Genomic DNA, 18,002 nt, shown 5'->3' on the forward strand with positions numbered 1-18,002 from the left:
CGGGTTCGTTCAGGGGACGGCGGGGTCGTCGGCCGGCTCGTCGGCGAGTTCCGCGACGCCCGTGACGCGGTGCAGCGGATACGTGCGGACCTCGTCGGCCGTGTGGTCGTACGCGGTCACGAAGCCGCCCTCCACCCGCACCGGGGCGATCACCCGCTGGCTCGCCGTGCCCTCGGCGTTGACATAGCCGATCCAGATCGCCGAACCGGTCATCACCGCCGCCTGGACGGTGGCCAGGGTCTCGGCCGAGGTCGAGCGGGGCAGCCCGCCCTGACGGCCCGCGCCCGCGCCCGTGCCCGTACCCGGGCCCGGCGGGCGGCCGGGTTCCCGGGCCGCGCCCGCCGGCCGGTGCTCCACCGTGGCCGCCAGGTCCCCGGCGCGGATCGCCCGCACCGCGGCGCCCAGCAGGGTGGCGTCCGGCACCGGCGGGCCGTCCGGGACCGGGACGGGCGGGGTGCGCGGCGGGGTGCGGCGGGCGTGGGCGCGGGTGATCAGCACATCGCCCTCGGCGGACTCCGCGGAGGGGGCGTAGCCGAGGGAGCGCAGCCCGGCGAGGAGCGCGGGCGGCTCGGCCCGGGCGGCGAGGACGGTGGGCGCGAGCCGGCGCAGCCCGAGGCTCTGGGAGCGCTTGTCGGCGAGGATCTCGTCCAGCAGGGCGTCGTCGTCGCAGCGGACGTAGGCGGAGGCGGCGCCGATGCGCAGATGGCCGTGGCGGCGGGCCACGTCGTCGATGAGATAGCTCAGCGGCTGCGGCACCGGGGTACGGGAGTGGGTGGCGAGGAAGGTGTGCAGATCGGTGGCCGAGCGGCCCGCGTCCAGGGCGCGGCGCACCGAGCCCGGGGTGAAGCGGTAGACGGTGGCCCCGCCCTTGGACTCGACGTCCGCGAGCACCGCGAGGGTCTCGGCGAGGGGGCGCTCCAGCGGGCCGGGGGCGACGGCGGTGAGGTCGGCCTGGAGCAGGACGTGGTCGAGCGGGGTGGGCAGCAGTGGGGCGAGGGCCGCCGCGGCGGCGGTCTGGGCCGCCGCGCGCCCGGCGGTGGTCAGGGCGGCGGGCGCCGGGGCGGCCGGGGGCGGGGTGCTGTCGGGGGCGACGGCCTCGGGTCCGTACCCCAGCAGGGCCCGGCCGGGGGCCGAGAGCGCGCCCCGGCCCGTGATGCCCAGGGTCTCCGCCTCGCCCAGGGTCCAGGCCGCGATCCGGGAGCGCAGATCCACCGGGCCGCCGCTGCCGCCTCCGGCGCCGTCGCTCCCGGTGCCGGTGCCGGTGCCGGTGCCGGCGCCGCCGGTCCGCAGCGGGCGCTCCCAGCGGAGCCGTGCGAGAACGGTCTCCGGGTCGGGGGCGGTGCCGGGCGGGAGGGTCGCCAGCAGCTCCAGGACCCGCAGCCGCACCTCCGGAGCGGCCGAGCGGTCCAGCTCGGGGCCGAGCGCCGACAGGGTGCGGCCCTTGCCGTCCTGGCCGCCCACCAGGCCGGGGGTGCGGGTGGCGGTCAGCCAGGCGTCGGCGAGGAGCGCCCAGCGCTCGGCGGCGGGGAGGGTGAGCCACTCGTCGTACACCGGGGTCGGGGCGTACCGCTCGTCGGCCTCGCCGTCGGCGGCGAGCAGGCCCGCCGCGTACGCCACCTCGATCCAGAAGGCGGCCATCGGCTCGCCGGTGTCCAGGGCGGCGGCGGTCCGCTTGAGGTCGCGCACGGCGAGGCCGCCGGCGCGGAGCACCGGGGGGCCGCCCTCGTGCCAGTCCTGGAGCAGTTCCTCGACGGTCGCCAGCGCGGTGAAGGACTGGCCGGCGGCGGTGCTGTCCACAGCCTGTGGACGGCCGGACGCGACCGCCGAGGTGGCGGTGACGGCCGGCGGCACCGGCTCGGGCACGCGGTGCGCCCGGCCCGCCCGCAGATGCAGCGCCGCCTCGCGCGGCAGCACCACCGTGCGGGGGGAGGCGGGCAGCAGCAGCCCGTGGTCCCGCAGCCAGCGCACGGGCGGCGCGGGGCTGGCCGTGACCTCGCCGTACGGAGGGCCCCACACCAGCCGGTCCAGCACCGTCAGCGCCTCCGACGGGGCCTGGTCCAGCAGCCGGCCCATCCGTGTCCGGTCGGTGAACAGCGCGGTCAGCGCGGCCACGGCGGACACCGGATCGTGGGTGGTCGGCAGGGCGTTCGCGGCCAGGATCTCCTGGAGCCGGCCCGGTGACATCCCGGCCGTCGCCTCCGCGACGGTGGGGCCGAGGCCGGTGGGGGAGGGTCTGGTGGGGGAGGGGGTGAGCAGCTCGCGGGCGGTGCGGACCAGCCGGAGCCGGTCGTCGCCGCCCCACACCAGCGCCCGGGTCCGCAGCGCCTCCACGGCTCCCGGCAGGGCCGCCTCGACGGCCGGGTCGCCGTCGTCGCCGCCCAGCAGCGCGAGGAGGGTGGCGCGGGGGGCGGGGTCGGGGGCGACGGCCAGTGCCTCGGCGGTCTGGAGCGTGAACCGGTCGAGCCGCTCCAGCGCGCGCACCACGGAGGCACGGGTGCCCGCCCGGGTGGCCAGCTGGGTGAGATCGCCCGGGACGGGGCTCAGCAGATCGGGGCGGGCGCGCAGCAGCGCGGCCAGCTCCGGGTCACCCCGGTGGCGCAGGGCCTCGGCCAGTGTGCGCGGAGAGCCTGTTCCGGGTGATCCTTCGGGTGTTGCTGCGGGTGTTGCCTCGGGCGTGGTCCCCATCCGCACCACGGTAGTCGCTGGAGCGGCCCGTGGAGTCCCCGGAGCGCTGACGGGCGCGCTACGGTCGGCGGGCAACGTCGGGGAACGTCAGGGGAACGGCCGTGGGGATCGAGAGTGATCAGCTCGTCTACGACTATCTGAGCCGGGTCGGCGATCTGGCCCAGCGGCAACAGCTGCCGTCGGCCGCCCGGATGGAGCTGGTGGCGGCGCTGCGGGGGGAGATCGACCGGCAGCGGGGGAGAGGGGTGCTGGACAGCCCGGCCGCCGTACGGCGCATTCTGGGGCGGATCGGGAGCCCGGACGAGGTGGTGGCGTCGGCGCGCGGAGGGGCTCCGGCGGGGGCGGACGCGCCGGCTCCGGAGCCGGGGGGCGCCCCGGGCGCGTCGCGGGGGAGGCGCGGGATTCCGCGGCCCCGGCCGTCCCGGCCCCTGCCCCGGCTCCGGAAGGACGTGGCGGTGCCGCCTCGGCCCGCCGGGGGGCTGTCGCCGCATGTGGCGGGGCTGGACGAGCTGGGGTCGTCGGACACGGACACCGACTGGTGGAGCGTGGAGCCGCGGCCGTTCGGGCCGGGGGAGCGGGTGGCCGGGTTCACGGGTGGGGTGGAGATCCCCGAGATACTGGCTCCTCCGCCGCGGCCTCCGGTGGAGGAGGAGCCGGCTCCGGAGGAGGCCGGGCAGGCCGGGGCGGCGGGCCCGCGCGGGCTGCTGTCGCGGCTGCGGCGCCGCGCCCCGGAGCCGGCTGCCGAGCCTGCTCCGGCTCCCGAAGAGGCGCCCGCGCCCAGGAGGGGCTGGGGGAGCCCGCTGCTGCTGCTCGCCGCGGCACTGCTGGTCGGAGGGGCGCTCTTCGGTTCGTGGATCGCGCTGGGGCTGGGGTGGTTGCTGGTGTACGGCTCGCGCCGGCTGTCCGCCGCCGAGACGAAGACGGCGGTTTTCGCCCTGCCGGGGGCGGCGGTGGGGGCGGGGGCGCTGTGGGTGTGGGGGCGTGCGGCGGGGGAGTGGGGGGATTCCGTGCCGGAGGGGGGGGTGGGGGAGGCGGTGGCGGGGACGTGGCCGTGGTCCCTGAAGGGAGCGGCCCTGGCGTCGGCCCTGTACGTGACATGGCGCTCCCGCCGCTGAGGCGTTACCTCCCGGCGGGGCCGGCGCACTTCGGCCCGTCCGGGCCGTCTGGGGCACCTCCCGGAGGCAGCTCTGGGGGAGTTCGAGGACGGACCCTGTGCGACAGGGCCCCGCACGGTGCGGGCCACGGTCGGGGGCCAGCCCCCGAACCCCCGCTCCTCAATCGCCGGAGGGGCTGGGGTGGTGCGGCTCAATCGCCGGAGGGGCTTGGGTGTGCTGCCTCGGTCGCCGGAGGGGCTGGGGTGGTGCGGCTCAATCGCCGGCGGGGCTTGGGTGTGCTGCCTCGGTCGCCGGCGGGGCTTGGGTGTGCTGCCTCGGTCGCCGGCGGGGCTGGATTTCGTGCCTTGGCTCCCCGGCGAGGCTCGGGGTTGCTCCCGGAGGCAGCTCTGGGGGGACCCCGCACCACGAGGTAGCCCGAGCCATCTTCAGCCCGGCAGCCCCCCAAAGCCCCCCGGGGCTACCGGAGGGCCTCGCGCGGGGGCGGGGGCTTTCGCAGGGGGGTTCCCGGGGTGTAGGGGGCGCCCGGGATTACCAGGGGGGAGGCGGTCACCGGGTCCGGGATCACCACCGCCTCCAGGCCGAACACCTCCCGCACCAGCTCCTCCGTCACCACCTCCGACGGCGCCCCCTCCGCCACCACCCGCCCCGCCTTCATCGCCACCAGGTGATCCGCGTACCGCGCCGCCTGATTCAGGTCGTGCAGCACCGCCACCACCGTCCGCCCCCGCTCGTGGTTGAGCCGGCGCACCAGATCCAGCACCTCCACCTGGTGGGAGATGTCCAGGAAGGTCGTCGGCTCGTCCAGCAGCAGGACCTCGGTCTCCTGGGCGAGCGCCATCGCGATCCACACCCGCTGCCGCTGTCCCCCGGACAGCTCATCCACGGAACGGTCCGCCAGCGCCAGCACATCCGTGCGGGTCATCGCGTCCGTGACCGCCCGCTCGTCCTCCTCCGACCACTGCCTCCACCACGCCTGGTGCGGCTGCCGCCCCCGCGACACCAGATCGGAGACGGTGATCGCCTCCGGCGCCACCGGCGACTGCGGCAGCAGCCCGATCGACTGGGCGATCCGCTTCGTCGGGATGCGGTCCAGCTCCGTCCCGTCCAGCAGCACCGCCCCGCCCCTGGGCTTCAGCAGCCGCCCCAGCGCCCGCAGGGTCGTGGACTTGCCGCAGGCGTTCGGGCCGACGATCACGGTCACCCGCCCGTCCGGCACCGCGAGATCCAGCTCGTGGACGACGGTGCGGTCCTCGTAGGCGAGCGTCAGCTCGCGCGCGGTGAGCCTGCTCACGATGTCCCTCCGGTGGTGCGGCCGCGCATCAGCAGCCAGATCAGATACGGGGCGCCGACGGCGGCCGTCAGCACCCCCACGGGCAGTTCGGTGGGGGCGAGGACCTTGCGCGCCAGCAGATCCGCCAGGACGACGATCACCGCCCCGGCCAGCGCCGAGCTCAGCAGGGGGATCTGCGCGGTCCGGGTCAGCCGCCGGGCGATCTGCGGCGCGAGCAGCGCCACGAAGTCCACCGGCCCCGCCGCGCCCGTCGCCACCGAGGCGAGCACCACCCCGGTGAGCACGAGCCCCAGCCGCACCCGCCCCAGCCGGATGCCCAGGGCGGTGGCGGTGTCGTCGTCCAGGGAGACGTTCCGCTGGGCGCGGGCCGCCCACACCACGGCGGGAAGGAGCACCAGCAGCGTCCAGCCGAGCGGCGCCGCCTCCTCCCAGCCCCGTCCGTTGACCGAGCCGGACATCCAGATGTGCGCCTGCTGGGCGACCACATGGTCGGTCTTGGTCATGAAGAGCAGCGTCACCGAGCGCAGGGCGACCCCGAAGCCGATGCCGATGAGGACGAAGCGGGTGGCGTGCAGCCCGCCGCGCCAGGCGAAGAGATAGACCAGCAGGGCGGCGGCCAGCCCGCCGGCGACCGAGAGATACGGCAGCAGGGCCGCCGAGGAGAACCCGAAGGCCATCCCGGCGACGGTCACCGCTGTCGCGCCCTGGCTGATGCCGATGATGTCCGGGCTGGCCAGCGGATTGCGGGCGACGGTCTGGATGAGGGCGCCCGCGACCCCGAAGGCGAGTCCGACGAGCAGGGCGACGGTCATCCGGGGCAGCCGCAGCGTCCCCACGACCAGCTCGTGGCCGGAGGGCTGCCCGAGGACCACCCGCACCACCTCGCCGGGGGCGACGAAGCTCTCGCCGACGGAGAGGTACGCGACACAGACCGCGGCCAGCAGCACCCCGAGCCCGGCCGCGGTCAGCGCGGCCCGCCGGTGCACGAGGAAGGCCGCCCCCCGGGCCCGTACGACGGTGTATCCGGCGGGGCGGACGGTGGTGGTGCTCATCTGTGGCCCCCCGTGGTGGTGGTGGATCGTCCGGCTGCGCCGGCCCGGCGTCCCGCCCCGCTCATGCCGGGACCGTCTTCCGGCGGACCAGGGCGACCAGGAAGGGCACCCCGATCAGGGCGGTCATCACCCCGGCCGGCACCTCTCCCGGCGGGATCACCACCCGGCCCGCCGTGTCCGCCACCAGCAGCACCACCGGGCCGGCCAGCGCCGCCAGCGGCAGCACCCAGCGGTGGTCGGTGCCGACGATCGCCCGGACGATGTGCGGGACCGCGAGGCCGATGAAGGCGATCGGGCCCGCCGCCGCCACCCCGGCCCCGGTGAGGACCGTGGCGCCGAGGCCGCCCACGATCCGCACGGCGGCGACGTTCTGGCCCAGCCCCTTCGCCATGTCCTCGCCGAGCGCCAGCGCGTCGAGCCCCCGGGCCACCGAGGCCACCAGCACCAGGCCCAGCAGCAGGAACGGCCAGACCTGCGAGATCACCTCGGCGTCCCGCCCGGCGACCGACCCCACCTGCCAGAAGCGGAACTCGTCCAGGGTGGAGCCCTTGGTGGTGAGGATCGCCGTCACGACGGCCACCAGGAGCGCGTTGATCGCCGCCCCGCCGAGCGCCAGCTTCACCGGGGTGGCGCCGCCGCGCCCGGCCGAGGCGATGGCGTACACCGCCACCGAGGTGAGCGCGGCACCCAGGAAGCCGAACCAGACGTACCCCGACAGGGTGTGCACCCCCAGGAACGCGATGGCGATCACCACCCCCACGGAAGCGCCCTGGCTGATCCCGAGAATCCCCGGGTCGGCGATGGGGTTGCGGGTGATGCCCTGCATCACGGCGCCCGCCACCGCGAGGGCCGCGCCGACCAGGACGGCGATCACCGTGCGCGGGACGCGCAACTCGCGCACGACCCGGGCGTCGTCGCCGGCGCCCCCGTTGAGCAGGGCGTCGAACACGGCGGACGGCGCGACGGCGCGCGCCCCCACCGCAAGGCTCAGCAGGACCGCGATCAGCAGGGCCGCGAGGGCCGCTGCCGTCCAGCCGATGCGGCGGACCGCGAGCGCACGTCTGGCGGACATGAGTACCAATCAGGGGTGCGGGCGCCGGTCCGGCGACCGGCGGGGCATGGTTAGGCTTGGCTAAGTGTAAAGGTCACGTGTAAAGGCCATGGATGGGCCGGGTATGGGCACAATTGGCCCTATGAGTCCCCTGATTCCCACCCCGCCGCACCCCCGCGAGCCGGCCTCCGGGCCCGCCCCGCTCACCGTCGGGTTCGACCTCGACATGACCCTCATCGACTCCCGCCCCGGCATCCGCGCCGCCTACCGGGCGCTCACCGAGGAGACGGGTGTGTGGATAGACGCCGATCTCGCCGTCACCCGGCTGGGCCCGCCGCTGGAGCAGGAGCTGGCGCACTGGTTTCCCGATGATCAGATTCAGGCCATGGGCGATCGTTACCGTGCGCTGTATCCGGAGTACGCGATCGCGCCCACGAAGGCCCTCCCCGGCGCGCGCGAGGCCATCGCCGCGGTTCAGGAGTCCGGCGGCCGGGCCATCGTCGTCACGGCCAAGCACGAGCCGAACGCCAGGCTCCATCTCACCCATCTGGGGATGGCGCCCGACGCCGTCATCGGCTGGCTCTGGGCGGAGGCCAAGGCGGAGGCGCTCCATGAGCACGGCGCGGGTGTCTACGTCGGCGACCATATCGGCGACGTCCGCGGCGCCCGCACCGCCGGAGCCCTCTCCGTCGCCGTGCCCACCGGCCCCTGCACCGCCGCTGAGCTGCGGAAAGAGGGTGCGGATGTGGTACTCGACGACCTCACGGCCTTCCCGGCGTGGCTGCGCGGGCACCTGGGGGCACGGGCCTAGGCGGCGGACTTCGCGGCGCGCCGCTGAGCCGCGATCGAACGCAGCACCCCCGCCCCGGCGATCATGAATCCGACGCCCATCAGCATGCAGACCGCATAGGCGATCGGCGGAAACGGGTCCGTCCCCAGAAAGAGCGGTGCCATCGTGACCAGGGTGGCCACGGCGCCGACGACGAAGACAATGCCACCGGTACGGACCAGTCCGTCACCCGGTGCGGCAGGAGTAGCAGTCATCCGGCCAGGGTAGTTCCCAGCGAGTAGGAACCGATCGGCGACGTCTTGTCAGCAGCCCCTGGACCATTAGCCTTGGGTTCGGCGGGTCGGTCGACCCGCTGTAGTGCTTCCAGAGCAGTGCTTCCCGAGCCGAATCCCGGCGACAAGCTTCCGGTGGCCCCAGCGCCCCAATGAGTACGAAGACGAGGACAGACGTGCCTACCGGCAAGGTCAAATGGTTCAACAGCGAGAAGGGCTTCGGCTTTCTCTCCCGCGACGACGGCGGAGACGTCTTCGTTCACTCGTCCGTGCTGCCCGACGGGGTCGACGCGCTCAAGCCGGGCCAGCGCGTCGAATTCGGCGTGGTCGCGGGCCAGCGCGGTGACCAGGCGCTCTCCGTGACGATCCTCGACCCCACCCCCTCCGTCGCGGCGGCGCAGCGGCGCAAGCCCGATGAGCTGGCGTCCATCGTGCAGGACCTGACGACGCTCCTGGAGAACATCACCCCGATGCTGGAGCGGGGCCGCTACCCCGACAAGGTCCACGGCGCGAAGATCGCCGGTCTGCTGCGGGCCGTGGCCGACCAGCTCGACGTCTGACCGCCTCCCGCCGTCGGCGGCCCCGGCGCGCCCGGGGCCGGCCCCTCGGCCCCGCGGTTCCTCGGCCCCGCGGTTCCTCGGCTCCTCGGCTTCCTCCAAGGGGAGGGTCAGCCGAAGGTGAGCGCGCCCGGTCTCAGCGGCGGTACGAGCCCCTCGGCCGCCGCCCGGGTGAGCAGCCCGCGCACCGCCGCGTAGCCGTCCTCCCCCAGGTCGGCGGTGAACTCGTTGACGTACAGACCGATGTGCTGGTCCGCCACCTTCGGGTCCATCTCCTGCGCGTGCTCGCGCACATACGGCCGGGACGCCTCCGGGTCGTCCCAGGCCATCCGTACCGAGGCGCGGATCGACTCCGCCAGCAGCTCCAGCGTCTCCGTCCCCAGCGAGCGTCTGGCGATGATCGCGCCGAGCGGGATGGGGAGCCCGGTGGCGGACTCCCAGTGCTCGCCCATGTCGGCCAGCCGGTGGAGCCCGTACGAGCGGTAGGTGAAGCGGGCCTCGTGGATGACGAGCCCGGCGTCCACCCGGCCGTCCCGGACCGCCGGCATGATCTCGTGGAACGGCAGGACGACCACCTCGCCGACCCCGCCCGGGACCTGGTCGGCGGCCCACAGCCGGAAGAGCAGATACGCCGTCGAACGCTCGCTCGGGACCGCGACGGTTCTGCCGCGCAGATCCGTCCCCGGCTCCCGGGTGAGGACCAGCGGGCCGCAGCCCCGGCCCAGCGCCCCGCCGCACGGCAGCAGGGTGTACTCGTCGAGGACCCACGGCAGCACGGCGTACGACACCTTCAGGATGTCGCCCTCGCCGCGCTCGGCCAGCTGGTTGGTGATGTCGATGTCCGCGAACGTCACCTCCACGGGGGGTGCGCCGGGGACCCGGCCGTGGGCCCACGCGTCGAAGACGAAGGTGTCGTTCGGGCAGGGGGAGTAGGAGATCCGCAGGGTCATGACGACTCCTCCAGGAGGGGGCCGATCCGCTGGAAGCCGGTCCGCAGCGCGGCCAGCGCGTCCCCGACGCGCCAGGCGTCCCGGTCGCGCGGCCCCACGGCGTTGGAGATCGCCCGGACCTCCAGCACCGGCAGCCCGTGGGCGGCGGCGGCCTCGGCGACCCCGAAGCCCTCCATCGCCTCGGCGGCGGCCCGGGGGTGACACCGGCTCAGCTCGGCGGCGCGCTCGGCCGTTCCGGTGACCGTGGAGACGGTCAGGACCGGCGCGTACAGGGCGCCGGCCGCCTCGGCCGCGCGGGCGGCGAGACCGGCGGGCGGCAGATGGGTGGCGCGGCCGAAGCCCAGCTCCGCGACGGAGAGAAAGCCGTCCGGCCCGGCGGCGCCGAGATCGGCGGCCACGATCGCGTCGGCGACCACCAGGGAGCCGACGGGCGCGTGCGGCCGGAAGCCGCCCCCGATACCGGCGGAGATCACCACGTCATAGGGGGAGCCCCGGTGCGCGGCCAGGGACAGCTCCGTCGCGGTGGCGGCGGCGGCGGCCGCCGGTCCGACCCCGGCGGCGAGCACCCGCGCCGCGGCCGTGGTGAGCCCGGCGGAGACGGAGTCCGCCTCCGCCGCCACCGCGGTCACGACCAGTACGCGCACGCCCCGGCCCCCGCGCTACTTCTTCTCGAGCGTGAACTGCCAGATGCCGAGGAGCTTCTTGCTGTCGGTCTTGGTCTCGACGATGCTGATGTTCGTCTTGCTGGGGGCCTCGCCGGTCTGCGAGGTGAAGAACGAGCTGGCGGAGATGGTCCGGTACGTCTTCTTGAACGGCTCCTGCTCGGCCTGCTGGCCGCCGATGAACAGGGTCCAGCCGTTCTCCGCGACCGACGGGTCGACCCCGAAGTGGATGCGGTCCTCCATGGCGACCTTGATGGTCTTACCGGTCTTGTTCAGGCACTCCTCGACCAGGGACTCCTTGATCGCCTTGCCGTCGTTGTAGCAGGCCGCCTCGGAGTGGACGGACTCCGGGCCGACCGTGACGGTCGCGAGGGGGGTCGGCTTTTCGCAGGCCGAGAGTACGAGGAGCCCGGCGGAGACGGCGCCGATGGTGGCAGCGGCCCGGCGGCGCCTGCCGGAGAAGATCGCAACGGTCATGGCCAAAAGGCTATCGGTCCCGCCGTGCCTTCCCGCGCGGGGGTCCGGCGCGCCGCGCTCGGGGAACCCGAACCAGCGGAATCCGGACCGGGGGAGAGGGCGGGCGCGGGGGACGGGCCCGGCCCGGGGAGGCCGGCCGGGGCGTGCCGGGGGAGGCTGGGGGCCAGGGGGTTTCCGGTCGCCCCGGGCGGGGTGCGGGCCCCCGGCGGGTTCCGGGCGCCCCCGGGCGGGGTGCGGGCGGGGTGCGGGTGGCTTCGGGTGCGCACGGCTTCCGGTGGGGTGCGGGTGGCTCCCGGCAGGGCTCACGTACCCCGGCAGGGCTCACGTACCCCGGTGGGGCTCAGGCGACCCTCGGGCGCGGGCGGTGGCCTGGGCGACCCGCGACCAGCAGCCCGCGCCCCGCCAGCGCCGCCCCCGTGCAGACGATCCCCGCCGCCACACCCATCCCCAGGACCCCGTTGAGCGGCAGCAGCATCCCGATGCCCCCGCCCACCACCCACGACATCTGGAGCACCGTCTCGGAGCGGGCGAACGCCGAGGTCCGCACCTCCTCCGGCACATCCCGCTGGATCAGCGCGTCCAGGGACAGCTTCGCCAGCGCCTGGCAGAGCCCCGCCGTCGCCGCGAGCACCGCGACCATCCCCGCCCCGAAGAAGACCGCCGCCAGCACCGCCGCCGCCGGCAGCACCGCCAGCACCGTGGCGATGATCAGCTCCGGGCCCCGGGCCTTCAGCCAGGCCCCCACCGCCGTCCCCAGCGCGTTGCCGAGACCGGCGGCGACCCCCACGAGCCCCAGCGACACCGCCGCGCTCTGCCCGGCCAGCGGATGCTCCCGCAGCAGAAACGCCAGGAAGAAGATGAGGAACCCGGAGAGCATCCGGAAGGAGGCATTGGCCTGGAGCCCGTGCAGCACCGACGGGCCGACCGTCCGCAGCCCCGGCTTCCGCTGCCCCAGCGGCAGAATCCGCGCCTTCCGCTCGCCCTTCGCCGAATCCACCTTCGGCGGCAGCTTCAGCGCCCAGTACGTCCCGAGGACGAAGAGCGCACACGCTCCGTACAGCGTCCACTCCGGGCCGATCCGGTGCAGCCCCGCCCCGATCGGCGCGGCGGCGCCCGTCGCCAGCAGGCCCGCGAGGGTGACCCGGGAGTTCGCCTTGACCAGCGAGAACCCCGCCGGCAGCAGCCGGGGCACGACCGCGCTGCGGACCACCCCGTACGCCTTCGACGCGACCAGCACCCCCAGCGCCGCCGGATACAGCTCAAGGCCCCCGGTGGCGACCGCGCCCGAGAGCCCCAGCGCCAGCAGCGCCCGGGTGCCCATCGCGCCCGCCATCGCCGCGCGGCGGCCGTGCGGAATCCGGTCGAGCAGCGGGCCGATCACGGGCGCCAGCAGGGCGAAGGGGGCGAGGGTGATCGCCAGGTAGAGGGTGACCCGGCCGCGTGCCTCGTCGGTGGGGACGGAGAAGAAGACCGTGGACGCCAGGGCGACGGTGATCATGACATCGCCCGCGCCGTTCACGGCGTGCAGCTCGATCAGCCGGCCGAGGCCCGACTCGCCCGCGCCGTGCGCGTGGGTGGCCCGTCTGATCCGGCGGCCGGTGCCCGTGAACGGCATCCGCAGGGCACGCCCGACCGCCCGGCACGCTCTGCCGAGCGCTCCGGGCCCCTGGGACGACCTGGCGGCTGCCACCTCGTCATAGTGCCCCAAGGACCGCTGAGAACACGCGCGATGCGCCGGAGCGGGGTCACTGGTTGACCCCTTGTTGGAGCGCGCAGGTGGGCGCGGGGCTGCGGAAGGGGTAGCGTGCGTAGCGCGCCACCGGCGATTGTTCCCGGCCGCGCGCCTCTTCGGCATCCCGCAGAATGGATGGCGGTAGGTGTGCCCGGGACGGGTTGGTCCGGGCGCGGACGTCGATGCGGCCCCCTGGTCCGCTCCGCCTGCGGCCCGTTCCTCACGACTCGGCAGGCGCACCCGTGAGACGGCGTAGGAGAGAAGCGAGACCTGTGAGTGCTGCGACGACGCGAAGCCGAACCCCTGACCGCCTGTGCGCCGAGGCGGTAGACCTCGCCCGGTCGGCTGCCGAGGAGGCCGCCGCCCCCGGGGTGGTCGGGGAGCATGTGTCCCTTGTCTCGGAGGGGGATCGTGTCGTCACACACTTCTTCGAGTGCAAGGAGCCCGGGTACCGGGGCTGGCGCTGGGCGGTGACTGTGGCGCGGGCCTCCCGCGCGAAGAACGTCACGCTGGACGAGACCGTCCTGCTGCCGGGGCCCGACGCGCTCCTCGCCCCCGAGTGGGTGCCCTGGAGCGAGCGGCTGCGCCCGGGTGACCTGGGCCCTGGGGACCTGCTGCCCACCGAGGCGGAGGATCTCCGGCTGGAGCCCGGCTTCACCGGGGAGGACGCGCCGCCGCCGAACTCGGTGATCGCCCAGACCTCCCACGACCTGGCCGAACGCGTCGAGGCGGAGGACGCCGAGCTGACCGACCGCGCCCCCGCGGACACGGTCACCAACGCGCGCGGGCAGATCGCCGCGGTGGCGGAGGAGCTGGGGATGCGGCGGGCGCGGGTGCTGTCGCGCTACGGCCTGCACATCGCGGCTGACCGCTGGGAGGAGTCGTTCGGGGCGAAGACGCCGATGGCGCAGGCGGCGCCTGCGGCGTGTGTGACGTGCGGGTTTCTGATGCCGATCGCGGGGTCGTTGGGGCAGGCGTTCGGGGTGTGCGCGAATGAGTACTCGCCGGCGGACGGGAGGGTGGTGTCGCTGGCGTACGGGTGTGGTGGGCACTCCGAGGCGGCGGTCATGCCGAAGACCCCCCAGCCCCCCGCCCCCGTCTTCGACTCGGTGGCGACCGATGCCTTCCCCTTGACCCCCACCCCCGATGACGACCTGGGCCACTCCTAGGGAGTTTCTTTCGGATCAGGCCGGATCGGTGCCGGGGCTCGCGAGCCCGGCAAGATCCGAAAGAGACGACCTAGCCCCGCTCCCGCGCCACGGGGAGCCCGAGCAATCCCAGCCTGTCCGGCGCCCCCGGCCGGTCTGGGGGCGCCTCCCGGAGGCAGCTCCGGGGGAGTTTGAGGACGGACCCCGCGCTACGGGTGGCCCGAGCAAACCCGGCCCGTCTGGGGGCACCTCCCAGAGGCAGCTCTGGGGGAGATTGAGGACGGACCCTGTGCCACAGGACCCCGCATCCCGCGGGCCACGGTCGGGGGCCAGCCCCCGAACCCCCGCTCCTCAATCGCCGGAGGGGCTGGAGTTGCTCAGGTCACCGGAGGGGCTGGGGTTTCTCAGGTCATCCGAGGGGGGCTGGGGTTTCTCAGGTCGCCAGCGGGGCTGGGGTTGCTCAGGTCACCCGAGGGGGCTGGAGTTGCTCAGGTCGCCAGCGGGGCTTGGGTTTCTCAGGTCGCCGGAGGGGCTTGGGATGCTCAGGTCACCTGAGGGGGCTTGGGATGCTCAGGTTGCCGGAGGGGCTTGGGATGCTCAGGTTGCCGGAGGGGCTTGAGTTGCTCAGGTTGTCGGCGGGGCTGGGGTGGTGCGGCTCAGGTCGCCGGCGGGGCTGGGAATCTCAGCCTGGCTGGGGGCACCTCCCGGAGGCAGCTCTGGGGGAGATTGAGGGCGGCCCCCGCGCCACAGGGCCCCGCACGCTGCGGGCCACGGGATTTCGTGCCTCGGCTCGCAAGCGAGACTGGTGGTGCGGGGTGGACGGATTGGGGGCAAAGCGGGTCGGTGGGCGGACCGTGGCCCGGGGGGACGAGGGGAAGCTGTACCTTCAGCCGAAGCCCATCCCCACAGAGCGGAGCACCCCCGTGACCCTCACGACCACCGAGTGGGCAGACCCCTTCGGGACCGCCGACCTGCGGCGCGGGGTGCTCGACGCATGGCGCACCACCCCCGCCCGCTTCCGCGAGGACGCCAACGCCGAAGAGGACCTCGTCCTCGGCGGCTACCGCGACCGCCTCGTCGTCGAGCTCGCCCAGAACGCCGCCGACGCCGCCGCCCGCGCCGGCACCCCCGGCCGCCTCCGCCTCACCCTCCGGCCCGCCGCGGGCGACACCCCCGCCGTCCTCGCCGCCGCCAACACCGGCGCCCCCCTCGACGCCGCCGGCGTCGAATCCCTCAGCACCCTCCGCGCCTCCGCCAAGCGCGACGACGGCGACACCGTCGGCCGCTTCGGCGTCGGCTTCGCCTCCGTCCTCGCGGTCAGCGACGACCCCGCCGTCCTCAGCCACCACGGCGGCGTCCGCTGGTCCCTCGCCGAGGCCCGCGCCCTCACCGAGGACGCCGCCGCCACCAGCCCCGGCCTCGGCGACGAACTCCGCCGCCGCGACGGCCAGGTCCCCCTGCTGCGGCTCCCGCTCCCCGCCGAGGGCCCCGCCCCGGACGGCTACGACACGGTCGTCGTGCTGCCCCTGCGCGACGGCGCCGCTGTCGACCTCGTCGAACGCCTCCTCGCCTCCATCGACGACGCCCTCCTCCTCACCCTCCCCGGCCTCTCCGAGATCGTCGTCGAGACCCCCGGCTCCACCCGCGAACTCCACCGCTCCACCGACGGCCCCTACGTCCACATCCGCGACAGCGCCCACGGCGACCGCCGCTGGCGGGCCGTCACCGACGGCGGCCCCATCGCCCCGGAACTCCTCCGCGACCGCCCGATCGAGGAGCGGCTGCGCCCCCACTGGTCCGTCACCTGGGCCGTCCCCGTGGACGGGGACGGCACCCCCGCCCACCCGCGCACGGCCCCCGTCGTCCACGCCCCCACCCCCACCGACGAGCCCCTCGGCATCCCGGCCCTGCTGATCGCCTCCTTCCCGCTGGACACCACCCGGCGCCACCCCGCCCCCGGCCCCCTCACCGACTTCCTCGTGGAGCGCGCGGCCCGGGCGTACACCGGACTCCTCGGCGACTGGCGGCCCGTCACCACCGGCACCATCGACCTGGTCCCGGGCCCGCTCGGCAAGGGCGAGCTGGACGGGGCGCTGCGCGCGGCCGTCCTCGGACTGCTGCCGCGCACGGCGTTCCTGGAGCCCGCCGCCGCCCCCCGGGACACCTCCGGCGAGGACACCGGGCTGCCGGACCGCGCCGCCCCCGCAGCCCTGCGCCCCATCGAGGCCGAGGTCCTGGAGGGCGCCGGCGCCGACACGGTGCGGGTCCTCGCCGAGGTGCTGCCGTCCCTGCTCCCCGCCGGTCTGGAGCGCCGGGCGGAGCTGCGCACCCTCGGCGTCGCCCGGGTCCCGCTGACCGAGGCCGTCGACCGCCTGGCCGGTCTGGAGCGCGAACCGTCCTGGTGGCGGCGGCTCTACGACAGCCTCGCGGGTGTCGACCCGGAGCGCCTGACCGGCCTCCCCGTCCCGCTCGCGGACGGCCGCACCACCATCGGGCCCCGCCAGACCCTCCTCCCGCTGCCGGACACCCCCGCGAGCCTCGCCCGGCTCGGCCTCAAGGTCGTCCACCCGGACGCCGCCCACCCCCTCCTGGAGAAGCTGGGCGCCCTCCCCGCCACCCCCCGCGCCGTTCTGACCACTCCTCAGGTCCGTGCCGCCGTCGCCGCCTCCCTCGACGCGGGCGAGATCTGGGACGAGGACGCCCCCGACGCCGAGGAACTCGCCGACACGGTCCTCGGCCTCGTCCGGGACGCCGACCTCGAACCCGGCGACGAGCCCTGGCTCGGCGCTCTCGCCCTCCCCGACGACGAGGGCGAACCGGCCCCCGCCGGCGAGCTGGTGCTGCCCGGCAGCCCCTTCGCCCTGGTCATGCGCGAGGACGAACTCGCGCTCTGCGACGCCGGCCTCGCCGCCCGCTGGGGACAGCGGCCGCTGGCCGCCTGCGGAGTGCTGGCCGACTTCACCCTCGTACGCGCCACGGACGTCGTCCTGGACCCCGACGAGCTGGAGCCCCGCGACGGCGACTGGGCCGAACCGGACGACGCCGGCCTCCTCGACGCCGTCGACGTCTGGTGCGAGGACGTCCTCGACCGGCTGCCCGACACCCCCGTCCCGCCCGTCGCCACCGAGATCGTCGCCGTGCGCGATCTGGACCTCGTGGACGACGACTGCTGGCCGCAGGCCCTCGCACTGCTCGCCCGGCCGCCGCTGCGGGACGCGCTCACCCAGCCCGTGCGCGTCCTGCTCCCGGACGGCACCACCGAGACCGTCCGCCCCTACACCGCGTGGTGGCTGCGCGACCACCCCGTCCTCGACGGCCGCCGCCCCGCCGGGCTCCGTGCCGCCGGGGGCGATCCCCTGCTGGAGGGGTTGTACGAGGCGGTGGACGCCACCGGGTTCGACGACGCCCAGGTGCTGCGCGCGCTGGGGGTACGGACCTCTGCCGCCGACCTCCTCGACGAGCCGGGCGGCGCCGCCGAACTGCTGGGCCGGCTCGCCGACCCGGATCTCCCGGTGCGACCCGCGCAGCTCCACGGCCTCTACAGCGCCCTCGCCGAGCTGGACCCGGAGCAGGTGACCCTCCCCGACGAGCTGCGGGCGGTCGTCGACGGCGAGGTGCGGGTGGTGGACGCGCGGGACGCGGTGATCGCCGACGCCCCCGATCTGCTGCCCCTCGCCGATGGTCTGCCGCTGCTGCCCGTCGCCCCGGAGCGGGCCGGGGAGCTGGGTGAGCTGCTCCAGGTCCGCAGGCTGAGCGAGACGGTCACCGCCGAGGTGACGACCGAGGGGGAGGAGCACCGGGTCCCGGACCCGGTCCGGGTCCTGCTCGGTCCCGCGACCCCCGCCGCGTACATCGAGCACGACGAGCTGATCGCGGGCGGTGCCGCGCTGGACTGGCACCGCACCCCCGACGGTGTGCTCCATGCCGCGACCCTGGAGGGCGTCGCCGCCGGACTCGCCTGGGCGGCGGGCCAGTGGTCCCGGCGGTTCGAGGTCGCGGCGCTGCTGGAGGACCCGTCCCGTACGGAGGAGCTGGCGCGGGACCGCTGGTTCGACTCCGGATGGGTGAGCCGATGACCCGCTGAGCACCGGGCCACCCGCCTGAACCATGTGAGCCCGCCCACCATTCGACGACGGCCCCCGCGCAGCAGGCAATCCCAGCCCGTCTGGGGGCACCTCCCAGAGGCAGCTCCGGGGGAGTTTGAGGACGGACCCCGCACC

14 protein-coding genes are annotated in these 18,002 nt (G+C 75.3%); 5 read left to right on the forward strand and 9 right to left on the reverse strand.

Annotated elements, in window-relative coordinates; all coding sequences use genetic code 11:
* Positions 1-9: 9 nt before the first annotated feature.
* Complete coding sequence (locus tag ABT122_RS18975) at positions 10-2,685, reverse strand: helicase-associated domain-containing protein (protein ID WP_351553058.1); 2,676 nt, start codon at positions 2,683-2,685, stop codon at positions 10-12.
* A gap of 101 nt (positions 2,686-2,786) precedes the next feature.
* Here ABT122_RS18975 and ABT122_RS18980 point away from each other — a divergent pair, with 101 nt between their 5' ends.
* Positions 2,787-3,800, forward strand: coding sequence for a hypothetical protein (locus ABT122_RS18980; protein ID WP_351553060.1), 1,014 nt, complete (start codon positions 2,787-2,789; stop codon positions 3,798-3,800).
* Positions 3,801-4,257: 457 nt separating this feature from the next.
* Here ABT122_RS18980 and ABT122_RS18985 read toward each other — a convergent pair whose 3' ends face one another.
* The 3 genes from ABT122_RS18985 to ABT122_RS18995 all read right to left on the reverse strand — a co-directional run bounded on the left by ABT122_RS18985 (position 4,258) and on the right by ABT122_RS18995 (position 7,215).
* Positions 4,258-5,091, reverse strand: coding sequence for an ABC transporter ATP-binding protein (locus tag ABT122_RS18985; RefSeq protein ID WP_351553062.1), 834 nt, complete (start codon positions 5,089-5,091; stop codon positions 4,258-4,260).
* A complete protein-coding gene (locus ABT122_RS18990) occupies positions 5,088-6,143 on the reverse strand; it encodes a FecCD family ABC transporter permease (RefSeq protein WP_351553065.1) in 1,056 nt (351 codons plus the stop codon). The genes ABT122_RS18985 and ABT122_RS18990 overlap by 4 nt, the downstream gene beginning before the upstream one ends.
* Positions 6,144-6,204: 61 nt before the next feature.
* On the reverse strand, positions 6,205-7,215 hold the full coding sequence (locus ABT122_RS18995; protein WP_351553068.1) for a FecCD family ABC transporter permease: 1,011 nt from the start codon (positions 7,213-7,215) through the stop codon (positions 6,205-6,207).
* Between the two features lie 121 nt (positions 7,216-7,336).
* Here ABT122_RS18995 and ABT122_RS19000 point away from each other — a divergent pair, with 121 nt between their 5' ends.
* Positions 7,337-8,005, forward strand: a complete 669-nt coding sequence (locus tag ABT122_RS19000) for an HAD family hydrolase (RefSeq protein ID WP_351553071.1) — start codon at positions 7,337-7,339, stop codon at positions 8,003-8,005.
* Here the strand turns inward: ABT122_RS19000 and ABT122_RS19005 are convergent.
* Complete coding sequence (locus tag ABT122_RS19005) at positions 8,002-8,238, reverse strand: hypothetical protein (RefSeq protein ID WP_351553074.1); 237 nt, start codon at positions 8,236-8,238, stop codon at positions 8,002-8,004. The two genes, ABT122_RS19000 and ABT122_RS19005, sit on opposite strands and share 4 nt — an antisense overlap.
* A gap of 194 nt (positions 8,239-8,432) precedes the next feature.
* Between ABT122_RS19005 and ABT122_RS19010 the strand changes: the two genes are divergently transcribed.
* Complete coding sequence (locus tag ABT122_RS19010) at positions 8,433-8,816, forward strand: cold-shock protein (protein ID WP_351553077.1); 384 nt, start codon at positions 8,433-8,435, stop codon at positions 8,814-8,816.
* Positions 8,817-8,923: 107 nt separating this feature from the next.
* Here ABT122_RS19010 and ABT122_RS19015 read toward each other — a convergent pair whose 3' ends face one another.
* The 4 genes from ABT122_RS19015 to ABT122_RS19030 form a co-directional block, all read right to left on the reverse strand.
* Positions 8,924-9,763, reverse strand: coding sequence for a 1,4-dihydroxy-6-naphtoate synthase (locus ABT122_RS19015; protein ID WP_351553080.1), 840 nt, complete (start codon positions 9,761-9,763; stop codon positions 8,924-8,926).
* Positions 9,760-10,407, reverse strand: a complete 648-nt coding sequence (locus tag ABT122_RS19020) for a futalosine hydrolase (RefSeq protein ID WP_351553083.1) — start codon at positions 10,405-10,407, stop codon at positions 9,760-9,762. The genes ABT122_RS19015 and ABT122_RS19020 overlap by 4 nt, the downstream gene beginning before the upstream one ends.
* A gap of 15 nt (positions 10,408-10,422) precedes the next feature.
* Positions 10,423-10,902: a DUF2771 domain-containing protein gene (locus ABT122_RS19025; RefSeq protein WP_351553085.1), complete on the reverse strand. Its 480-nt coding sequence runs from the start codon at positions 10,900-10,902 to the stop codon at positions 10,423-10,425.
* A gap of 340 nt (positions 10,903-11,242) precedes the next feature.
* The gene (locus tag ABT122_RS19030) at positions 11,243-12,592 is read right to left on the reverse strand and encodes an MFS transporter (protein WP_351553088.1); all 1,350 of its coding nucleotides are present in this window, start codon (positions 12,590-12,592) and stop codon (positions 11,243-11,245) included.
* A gap of 314 nt (positions 12,593-12,906) precedes the next feature.
* Between ABT122_RS19030 and ABT122_RS19035 the strand changes: the two genes are divergently transcribed.
* Together ABT122_RS19035 and ABT122_RS19040 are read left to right on the forward strand one after the other, a co-directional pair.
* Positions 12,907-13,803, forward strand: coding sequence for a DUF3027 domain-containing protein (locus tag ABT122_RS19035; RefSeq protein WP_351553091.1), 897 nt, complete (start codon positions 12,907-12,909; stop codon positions 13,801-13,803).
* Positions 13,804-14,705: 902 nt separating this feature from the next.
* Positions 14,706-17,858 carry a sacsin N-terminal ATP-binding-like domain-containing protein gene (locus tag ABT122_RS19040; RefSeq protein WP_351553094.1) on the forward strand — a complete coding sequence of 1,051 codons (3,153 nt, stop codon included), beginning with the start codon at positions 14,706-14,708 and terminating at the stop codon, positions 17,856-17,858.
* Positions 17,859-18,002 lie beyond the last annotated feature (144 nt).

Origin of the sequence: Streptomyces sp. NPDC001985 (assembly GCF_040296845.1) — a bacterium.
GTDB lineage: Bacteria > Actinomycetota > Actinomycetes > Streptomycetales > Streptomycetaceae > Streptomyces.

What these genes read in the sequence shown, in the direction of transcription:
- ABT122_RS19000 (WP_351553071.1), top strand. Translation starts at nt 7,337, where the DNA reads ATGAGTCCCCTGATTCCCACCCCGCCGCACCCCCGCGAGCCGGCCTCC.
- ABT122_RS18975 (WP_351553058.1), bottom strand. Translation starts at nt 2,685, where the DNA reads ATGGGGACCACGCCCGAGGCAACACCCGCAGCAACACCCGAAGGATCA.
- ABT122_RS18995 (WP_351553068.1), bottom strand. Translation starts at nt 7,215, where the DNA reads ATGTCCGCCAGACGTGCGCTCGCGGTCCGCCGCATCGGCTGGACGGCA.
- ABT122_RS19005 (WP_351553074.1), bottom strand. Translation starts at nt 8,238, where the DNA reads ATGACTGCTACTCCTGCCGCACCGGGTGACGGACTGGTCCGTACCGGT.
- ABT122_RS19025 (WP_351553085.1), bottom strand. Translation starts at nt 10,902, where the DNA reads ATGACCGTTGCGATCTTCTCCGGCAGGCGCCGCCGGGCCGCTGCCACC.
- ABT122_RS19015 (WP_351553080.1), bottom strand. Translation starts at nt 9,763, where the DNA reads ATGACCCTGCGGATCTCCTACTCCCCCTGCCCGAACGACACCTTCGTC.
- ABT122_RS18990 (WP_351553065.1), bottom strand. Translation starts at nt 6,143, where the DNA reads ATGAGCACCACCACCGTCCGCCCCGCCGGATACACCGTCGTACGGGCC.